Below are 9,532 nucleotides of genomic sequence, written 5' to 3'. Positions count from 1 at the left end.
CCCTCCCTCTCCCCTCCGACGACTCCCACCCCTCTCTTCCTCCCCAGGGCCACGTCGAGGAGCTCCTCGCTCAACTCTTCTGCCAGGTCCTCGGCCTCTCCTCCCTCTCTCGCCACGACGACTTCTTCTCTCTCGGCGGACACTCCCTCAGCGCCACCCGCCTCGCGGCTCGCATCCGCTCCTCCTTCGGCGTCGAGCTTCCTCTCGCCTCCCTCTTCTCCTCTCCCTCCGTCGCCGCGCTTGCGCAGGTGATCGGCACGGCGGCGCAGGCCCAGGACGTCTTGCGGCCCGCGAGCCCCAGGCCGTCGCGCTTCCCCGCGTCGCTGGTCCAGGAGCGCCTGTGGTACGCGCTCCAGCTCCCGGATGCTCCGCCCTACGTGGTGCAGGTGTCCCTCGTGCTCGAAGGCGCGCTCGACGCGACGAAGCTCGAAGCCGCCCTCGAAACCGTGCTGGAGCACAACGAGACCCTGCGAACGACCTTCCACCTGGAAGCCGACCGCGTCATCGCCAAGGTGCACGGCCCACGGCGTCCGGTCCTCTCGCGAACGGACCTGTCACACCTGCCGCTTGAAGAGGCGCAGCACACCGCGCGCGCCGCCGCCACGCGAGAGGCCCAGCGGCACTTCGACGTTCAGCAAGGCCCGCTCTATCGCTTCGAGTTGGTCCAGCTCGACACGACGGGGCTGCGGCATGCCTTCATCGCCTCGCTCAGCCACCTCGTCACGGATGGCGTGGGCACGCAGGCGTTCATGGAGGAGCTGGTCGCGGCGTATCGAGCGGCTCGCACCGGCGCGCCCGCGCCGCTCCCGCCCGACATCCAGTACGGCGACTTCGCGCTCTGGCAACGCAGCCCGGAGCACCAGCGCCAGGTGGACGCGAGCCTCGAGTCCTGGAAGCAGGCCCTGGCCCACGCGCCGCCGGTGCTGGACCTGCCCACCGACTTCCCGCGCCGCGCTCCCGCGCTCAACGCGAACATGCGCCCCACGCGGCTGACGCTCGCCTCCGGAGACATGAGCGCGCTGGAGGCGCTCGCGCGCCAGGAGGGCGTCTCCACCTTCACCGCGACGCTCGCGCTGACGCAGGCCTGGCTCCACCGCCTGAGCGCCCAGTCGCACGTCGTCGTGGCTTCACCATCCTCCGGGCGCACCCTGCCGCAGACGGAGCACCGGGTGGGCTACTTCGCGAACATCCTGCCCCTGTGCACCGATGTCTCCGGACAGCCCTCCTTCCGGGAGCTGCTCCGCCGCGCCCACGGCGTGGTGCTGCACGCCACCACCCACCAGGAGGTCCCCTTCAAGCGCATCGCGGACGCCGTGCAGCCCGACGCCAGCCGCACCGCGCCGCTCCTGGCGCAGGCCCTTCTTGTCCTGGACCGCTTCTCCCGCCCGTCCTTCGAGGGACTCTCCGCGTCGGAGCTGCTCGGCGACAGCGTCATCCCCGCCTACGACGTGGTGCTCAGCCTGGTGGAGCACCCCGGAGGGGGCATGGAGGGGCTGCTCGCAACCGACAGCGCCCTCTTCACCCCCGCGACGTCCAGCCGCATGGCCCAGGCCTTCGAGCACCTGCTGTCTCAGGCCGTGCGTGCCCCGGACGCGCCCCTGTCCCGGCTGCCCTTGCTCTCGGCGGAGCAGCAGGCGCAGGTGCTGTCAGCCCTCTCGGGTGGACCACAGGACGTGCCCGCCGGCACCTGCATCCACACCTTCTTCGAGGCCCAGGTGCGCCGCACGCCGAGCGCGCCCGCGGTGGCCCATGACACGACGACCTGGAGCTACGCGGAGCTGAATGCCCGCGCCAACCTGCTGGCGCGGTACCTGCTGGAACACGGCCTGCGCCCCGAGGAGCGGGTGGCCCTCGTGATGGAGCCTTCCGCGCAGGGCATGGCCGCGCTGCTGGGCATCCTCAAGGCGGGAGGCACCTACGTGCCGCTGGACGCCAACTGGCCCGAGCCCCGCAAGCGCGCCGTGCTGGAGCGCGCCGGCGTTCGCAGGCTGTGGGTGGACGCGGAGGCCCTGGCCGCGCACCAGGGGCTCGTGCCCCACGTGGAGGTGCCGCTCCAGCCCGAGCACGTGGCGGAGGACCTGGAGCCCGGACCGCGCGCGGTGGCGGACACGCAGCTCGCCTACATCGTCTTCACCTCCGGCTCCACGGGCGAGCCCAAGGGGGTGATGGTGGAGCACCGCTCGGTGGTCAACCACAACCTCGCCATGGCCGCGCGCTTCGGCCTGCGGCCCGGGGACCGGATGCTCCAGTTCGCGCCGCTGAGCTTCGACGCCGCGGCGGAGGACCTCTACCCGCCGCTCGCGGTGGGCGCCACGGTGGTGATGCGCAGCGGGCTGGTGCCCGCGCACGCGATGACGCCGTACCTGGAGGAGACGGACATCACCCTCATCAGCCTGCCGCCCACGTACATCGAGGAGTGGATCCGCCAGATGGAGGCCCTGGGGCAGCGGGTGCCCGCGCGGCTGCGGCTGCTGGCGCCCGGCGGTGACGTCCTCAAGCGCGAGACGTACGAGGCCTGGGTGCGCGTGGGCGGCGGCCACGCCCCGTGGCTCAACGTCTACGGCCCCACCGAGTGCACGATTACCTCCGCCACGTGTGACATCCCCGGCGCGGAGGGCGTGGGCACCGACGCCACGTTCCCCATTGGCCGTCCGATTCCGCGCGTGCGCTTCTACCTCCTGGACGAACACCTGACGCCGGTGCTGCCGGGCCTGCCAGGGCGCGTGTACATCGGCGGCGCGGCGCTCTCACGGGGGTACCTGCGCGCGCCGGACCTGACGGCGGAGCGCTTCATCCCCGACCCGTTCGCCGCCGCGCCGGGCGCGCGCATGTACCACACGGGAGACCTGGCTCGGTTGCTGCCGGATGGGCGCCTGCGCTTCCTGGGCCGCGCGGACCACCAGGTGAAGATTCGCGGCTTCCGCATCGAGCTTTCGGAAATCGAGGCCTGCCTGCGCCGCTTCCCGCGCGTGGAGGAGGCGGTGGTGCTGGCCCGCACCGCGTCCACGGGGCTCCAGCAGCTCGCCGCCTATGTCCAGGCGCCACCGGAGGCCGTGGCCGTCGAGGCGCTGCGCGGGCACGTGGCGGAGCAGCTCCCGTCGTACATGATGCCCGCGGCCTTCGTCGTCATGGCGGCCCTGCCCGTCAACGCCAACGGCAAGGTGGACCGTCACGCCCTGCCCGACCCGGACGCGCACGCGGCGGCCACCCAGGCGCCGGAGCCCCCGGCGAACGCCACCACGGCCCTGGAGCTCCGCTCCACGCTGGAGATGCGGCTGTTGAACCTGTGGCGAGACGTCCTCAAGCAGCCTGGCCTGGGGCCCGACGACGACTTCTTCCAGCATGGCGGAGACTCCATCCTGGGCATGCGCCTGCTCGCGCGCATGGAGGAGGAGTTCGGCCTCCCGGTCCCCCTGGCCACCCTCTTCCAGTACCCCGTGCTGAAGGAGACCACCGACGCGCTCCGGGAGCTGCTGGAGCAGGGCCCGCCGCTCTCCAGCGTGGTGCGCCTGTCCGGGCCGGAGGCCCCCGCGGAGGCGCCCCGGCTCTTCCTCATGCACCCCGGAGATGGGGAGCTGCACTACTACCGCCACCTCGTGCCCCTGCTGTCGCCGCACCTGCGCTGCCACGGCCTGCAGGCGCCGGAGACGATGTCGCATCGCGGGTTCGACACCTTCGAGGCGCGCGTCGCCGCCTACGCGGAGGACATCCGCGCCGTGCAGCCGCGCGGGCCCTACCTGCTCGCCGGCTTCTCGTTCGGTGGGTACCCCGCCTACGGCGTCGCCGCGGCGCTCGAGGCCGCGGGCGAGGAGGTGCGCATGCTCGCCCTCATCGACACCCTCACCGTCCGCGCGCTCAACGCCGTGGCGCCGCTGACGCTGCCGCCAGTGCTCCAGCTCGCGAAGACGTTCGAGGTGCTCGACGCGGCGCTGGAAGCGGAGCTCGCGGGCCTGCCGTCAGAGGGCGCGCAATGGGAGCGCGTGGCGGCCCGTGCCAGGGAGCGCGGCACCGTGGCGCCCCACTTCACCGGCGCGGACCTGAAGCGCATGTGGCACCTGGCCGGAGAAATCCTCCCGCCGCAGGTGCGCACCTGGCGCGTGCCCGACGTGCGCGCGCGACTGCTGCTCTTCCGGGCCGACGGCAACCCGTCACTGGACGAGACGCTCGGCTGGAGCCAGGACGTCCCGCGCGAGCGCATCGACGTGGTGCCCCTGCCGGGTGGGCACTCGGGGGCCATCGAGCCCCCGACGGTGAGCGTGCTGGCGCGGTACCTGGTGGAGAAGGCGCTCGGTGAGGCGTAGCCGGCGCGGCTAGCGCAGGCGCCCCTCCAGCCACGACTTCGTGAAGAGGTTGGGGCTGAGGGGCGCCAGCTGCACGTCCTCGTAGCGGACCACCAGCTGCGTGCCCTCCTCCTCCTCCTGCTCGAAGACCTCGCGGTAGTGGATGATGGGCTGCTGGGTGACGGGGTCCTTGAGCTTCTGGTAGCTGCGGACCAGGTCCGTGCGGAGCACCCGCCCGGAGGGCGCATAGCCGATGCGCTTGACGATGTTGAGGTCCGGGTCCAACCACAGCCGCAGGTGCGCGAAGCTCACCTCGGTGTCGGGCCGCGCGGACAGGTACACCTTGCGGTAGCGCGTGCCCTGGATGACCTCCTCCCCTTCGTCCACCGCGGTGTAGTCCTCCGACAGACGCGAGCGGTCGAAGTCCCCTTCGCAGGCGATGGTGCCCACGATGTTGGCGCGCCGCGTGGTGCGCTCCCAGTGGCCCAGCGCGGCGTTGTACTCCCACAGGTTCTTCCCGATGCGCAGGTAGCCGCCTCCCGCCAGGTTCCGCGGCTGGGTGATGACCATGAGGAAGTTCTGCGACGAGTCCCGGCGGTACACCTGCATCTCGATGAGCCGCTCGATGCCGTCCTTGCGCGTCTCGCGGATGCGGACCACGCCCCGGTAGTCGCTCTGCATGGACATGCGCTTGTCCACCTGGCGCACCAGTTCGTCCGCGGAGGGCTTTGCCTCCGTTGCCTCCTTTGCCTCCGCCGCGACAGCCAGCACGGGTAGCAGCAACAGCGCGAGGACGAACGAAGGCAGCGGGATTCGAGTGCGCATCAAAGGGAGTCCATGGCGGAGCGAGGAGAGAGGGAGGAAGCGCGAGCAGCAGGGATGATGGACGCCAACGTCGCCCCGACCGTGGCCAGGATGACGGCGGCCACCACGTGCCCGGGGCCCGGCGCCAGCGGGAGCGTGTCGCTGAAGAGGAAGCCGGACAGGGCCTCCGGGAGGGAAATCGCATCGCGGAGCAGGACACACACGCCCGTGGCCACGAGGGCGCCCAGGCCGGAGGACACCGCGCCCAGCAACATGCCCTCCAGCATGAACATGCCGACCACGGACCGGCGATGCATGCCCACCGCGCGCAGGGTGCCCACCTCGCGCGTCCGCTCCCGCACGGCGACGCTCAGGGAGACGAACAACCCCATCATCACCACCGCCAGGGTGATGGCGCCCACCAGCACCGTCAGCGCGGCCAGGCCCGCGGAGATGAAGCCGAGGAAGGCGGACTCGTCCTCCCACGTCGTCACGTCCACGCGCTGCCCCGCCCAGCCTTCGCGCAGCAGGGGTGACAGCTTGTCGCCGTAGGCCTCGCGCGCGGGCGGCAGCACGGTGAACCCCGCCTGGCGCAGCGAATCCCGGAGCTGGCCCGCCAGCCCGTCCACGTCCAGCATGTCACCGTCCGCGCCGGCGCAGGCCACCTGCAGCACGCCCGCGGAGCCGGGCCGGTAGCCGTCCAGCTCGCGCAGCGTCGCGTTGGAGACGAGGATACCCGCGCTCTCGCCCAGCAGGCCCGCGCGCTCGGTGATGGCCACCACCTCCACGTCGAGCGCGTTGCGCTGGCCCCCCACCGTCTGCGTGAAGAGCGTCGCCATGTCACCCAGGCGCACGTGGAGCCGCCCGGCCAGCTGCGTGGACAGGGCCACCGTGCGCGGCCGCGCCAGCGTCTCCAGCGCGCCGTCCTTCACCTTGAAGCGGCGCAGCGCGGCGCCCTCGCCCTCCACGTCCAGCGCCACCACGTAGGAGCGCACCCGGTGACGGCCCGCGCCCGCGGTGGCCTGTCCCCGCCCGCGCTCGCGCAGCAGGCAGCCGTCCGGAACCAGCGGCTCCACCACGGCCCGCACCCGCGCGGCGTCCCCCACCACCGGGGAGATGCTGTCGGGGTGGACCTTGAAGAAGCCTCCCACGTTCAGCTCACCGCTCAGGAACGTCGTCACGACGTCCTTCTGCGTCGCGGCGACGCCCGCGCTCAGGGACATCACCCCCACCAACACGCCGCTGGCGGCGGCGATGACGGCGAAGAGCAGCATCCCCTGCTCACGGCGGAGGAACAGGTTGCGCAACGCGATGCCAAGAAGGCCCCTCATCCGTCCATCTCCCGCAGGCGCATGGCCACCGCTGGCGTCACCGCGCTGCCGCGCCACGCCGGAATCCAGGTGGCGACCAGCACCACCAGCGTCACCCCCACGCCCACCACGGCCGCGTGCCACGCCGCCAGCTCCGGCCGGAGCACCGCGCCGCCCAGGAAGAACTGCAGCGCCTCGTCCCGCACCGCGATGCCGTCCGCGCCCAGGCCCCACAGCAGCGCCGCGCCCAGGCCATGGCCCAGCAGGCTCCCCACCGCGCCCAGCACCAGGCCCTCCAGCATCAGCCCGAAGAAGACGTCCCGGCGCTGCATGCCCACCGCGCGCAGGGTGCCCACCTCGCCGACCCGCTCACGGGCCAGCAGCAACAACGTGCCCGCCGACACGCCCAGCACGAACAGCCCCATCATCCCGCCGAGCGCCACCAGCAACACCTGCGTCATCCCCACCATGCCGGTGACGAAGCCGCCCACCTCACGCCAGTCCGCCGTCGCCAGGGGCACGCCCTTCGACTGGGCGAGCTGCTGGATGCGCTCCGCCACGGCGTCCGAATCGGCGTCCGGCGTGAGCACGAGCGCGGCGTGGAAGATGCCATCTTCCAGGTCCGCCGCATCGAAGGTGGGGGGCAACGACGCGCGCGCGAAGGTGGGCGCCGGCGCGTCCTCGGTGGGAGCCGCGGGCTCCACGTCGAGCATCCGCGGCGGGCTGAACGTGTCGAACGAAGGGGCTTCCTCCTTCGAATCCATGCCCACGGCGGCCAGCAACTGCTTCGCCTCCTCCATCTGCTCGCGCGTCATCCGTCCGGACAGGTGACGCACGGTGGCCAGGTCCAGGAGCGAGGCGCCGTTGGCCTGGCTGCCGTCCCCGCCCAGTCCCCGGAAGCGGTAGGTGCCCCAGACCTTCACGGCCACGCCCGGGTCGTTGTCCAGCGTGCCCTTGAGCACCAGCGTGTCACCCGGACGCACCCGGTACAGCGGCAGGTGGGGCGCCAGCGTGCCGTAGAACGCCTGGAAGCGCGCGTCGAAGTTGCCATCATCCAGCGCCCAGAACTTCTCCAGCAGCGGCTCCAGCTCCCCGGGCTGCCCCAGCACCGCCTCCAGCGCGGCCCGCAGCGCCGTGGCCCGCTCCACGTCCAGGCGCGACAGCAGGTCGGGGATCTCCGCGAGGCTGCGCTCCACCTGCGTGCCCAGCCGCTCGTCGCCCGCGAAGGTCGCCCCGCGCTCGCGCTCGCGCTTCAGCTCGTCCAACCGGACGGCCATGGGCAGCTTGAAGGAGCGCTCATAGACGGCCTGCCCCAGCAGCAGCCCTCGCGTGCCCCGGGGAGGCAGCTCTCCGGAGACGAGCTCGAAGCGGCCGAACGCCTTCGCGAAGCCGCCCAGGTCCGTGCCCACGTAGTCGAGGTACATGGACTCGCCTTCGCCCACCTGCTTGGCCACCCGGTTCTCCAGGAACTCCAGCACCGGGAGGGGCTCGGCCACGAAGCGCTCCCAGAAGGACGGCGCCAGCGCCTGCTCCAGCGCGCGCGCGTCCTCCTCGCTTCCAGCGCTCTGGGAGAAGGCCTCATCGCGGCGACGCGAGTCCCTGGCGACGCGCTCGAGCGCGCGCCGGAGGTCGTCCGCCATGCGGCCCAGCCGCGCGTCTTTTTCGGCCGAGGCCGGCGCGCGCGCCACGTCGCGCACCGCGGCGAGCTTCTCATCCAGGTAGTTGCCGCGGAACACCCGGCCGGTCCCCACCTCCAGGGGAACGACGTCGCGCACGCCGTCCACGCCAAGCAGCAGCTCGCGGGTGCGGGCGTAGTCCGGCAGGGGCACCATCTCCGGAGCCCCGCCCGGCCCCAGCGACATCTGCGGCCCTTCGGCGGAGTTGGCGTTGTAGACCTGGAGGTGGCCCGCCCCGCTCTCAATCATGCTGAGGCGGGTGCCGTCGTAGATGCTGCCGACCAGGGACAGCCCCAGCGTCAGCAGGGCCGCCATGCTGGCCGCGAGCAAGCCGACGAGCCAGCTCCGGGGGCGGGAGCGCACGCTCTGCAGCGCGAAATGGAAAAGCATGAACCCCGAATCCTAAGGATTCGAGTCCCGTGAAAACAAGCGCCGCGCTCAAGGCGCCTGAATGACGCTGAGCAGCAGGGCCACCTGCGCATCGGTGAGCAGTGAAACATCGAGCTGTTCGGGGTCGACGAGATGCCGGATGTGTGCCGCGAGCCTCGCGACGGAGGCGTGCTCGAACAGCACCGTCACGGGCAACCGCAAGCCGGTGCGCTCCTGGACACGAGCCAGGACGCGGGTGGCCTGCAGCGAGCTGCCACCGAGCGTGAAGAAGTCCGCGTGCGCGCCCACGTCATCCACGCCGAGCACGTCGCGGAAGGCCTCCGCCACCACGACCTCCAGCGGCCCCGCCGGGGTCCGCGCGCCGCCGCCCGACAGCATCGCGCCAAGCGCCTCGCGGTCCACGGCGCCACGGGCCTGCCTGGGCAGCGACTCCAGCACGTGCACCTGTGCATCCGCGCCGTCCACGTCCGCCAGCACGCGGGCCTCGCCCGACTCCACGGCCAACGCGAGGGCGGCCAGTGCCTGGGGGAGCTCCAGCATCCGGTACCCCGGGGGCGACGCAGTCAGTCCACGCGCCATGCCCGTGTCGCGCACGGAGCTGAAGGCCACCGACACCGCGCGCCGGCCCTCTGTCACGAGCGCCTCCGCGTACCGGTCCAGGAAACCCGTGGCCGCGCAATAGCCCGCGTGGAGCCCCGCCCCCAGCGTCCCCATCAATGAAGAGGCGAAGACGAGCTGCGCCTCTGGCCGCGTCCGCAGCGCGTCCGCGAGCGCCACCGCGCCCAGCACATGGGCCGCGGCGCCCTCCACGAGCGGCGCGGGCGCCTCGTTCATGAGGGGCACGGAGCTCAACGTACCGGCGAAGTGGAAGGCGCCGTCGAGCTGCCGGCCATGGCGCGCCTCCGCGTCGGCCAGCACCCGCCGCAGCGCCTCCGGCGCCGTGACGTCGGCGGTGACGTACTCCGCCGCCCCCAGCTCGCGCTCCAGTGACGCCACGGCGGCGTCCCGCTGGCGGCGCCCCACGAGCAGCAGGCGCGCGCCCAGCCCGTGTCGCAGCTGGCGCGCCCAGGCC

Annotated in this window: 5 protein-coding genes and 1 pseudogene; 2 read left to right on the top strand and 4 right to left on the bottom strand. The window is 72.4% G+C overall.

Going from position 1 to position 9,532, the window contains the following annotated elements:
• A pseudogene (locus tag HV824_RS38315) lies at positions 1-242 on the top strand (phosphopantetheine-binding protein); the annotation flags it as partial.
• Positions 243-248: 6 nt separating this feature from the next.
• A complete protein-coding gene (locus tag HV824_RS32560; protein ID WP_368738133.1) occupies positions 249-4,301 on the top strand; it encodes an amino acid adenylation domain-containing protein in 4,053 nt (1,350 codons plus the stop codon).
• 9 nt (positions 4,302-4,310) lie between these two features.
• Here the strand turns inward: HV824_RS32560 and HV824_RS32555 are convergent, their stop codons facing one another.
• The 4 genes from HV824_RS32555 to HV824_RS32540 form a co-directional block, all read right to left on the bottom strand.
• Positions 4,311-5,105 (bottom strand): outer membrane lipoprotein-sorting protein, encoded by a 795-nt coding sequence (locus tag HV824_RS32555; RefSeq protein ID WP_176416473.1) that lies wholly within the window; start codon positions 5,103-5,105, stop codon positions 4,311-4,313.
• A complete protein-coding gene (locus HV824_RS32550) occupies positions 5,105-6,415 on the bottom strand; it encodes an ABC transporter permease (protein ID WP_176416472.1) in 1,311 nt (436 codons plus the stop codon). Before HV824_RS32550 ends, HV824_RS32555 begins: the two co-directional genes overlap by 1 nt.
• Complete coding sequence (locus tag HV824_RS32545; RefSeq protein WP_176424991.1) at positions 6,412-8,460, bottom strand: FtsX-like permease family protein; 2,049 nt, start codon at positions 8,458-8,460, stop codon at positions 6,412-6,414. The genes HV824_RS32550 and HV824_RS32545 overlap by 4 nt, the downstream gene beginning before the upstream one ends.
• 48 nt (positions 8,461-8,508) lie before the next feature.
• Positions 8,509-9,532, bottom strand: a 1,024-nt coding sequence (locus HV824_RS32540; RefSeq protein ID WP_176424990.1) for an SDR family oxidoreductase, incomplete at its 5' end; no start/stop codon positions are given.

The sequence above is a fragment of the Myxococcus sp. AM009 genome, assembly GCF_013372605.1.
Classification (GTDB): domain Bacteria; phylum Myxococcota; class Myxococcia; order Myxococcales; family Myxococcaceae; genus Myxococcus; species Myxococcus vastator.
This window is presented reverse-complemented; position numbering and strand designations above follow the sequence as displayed.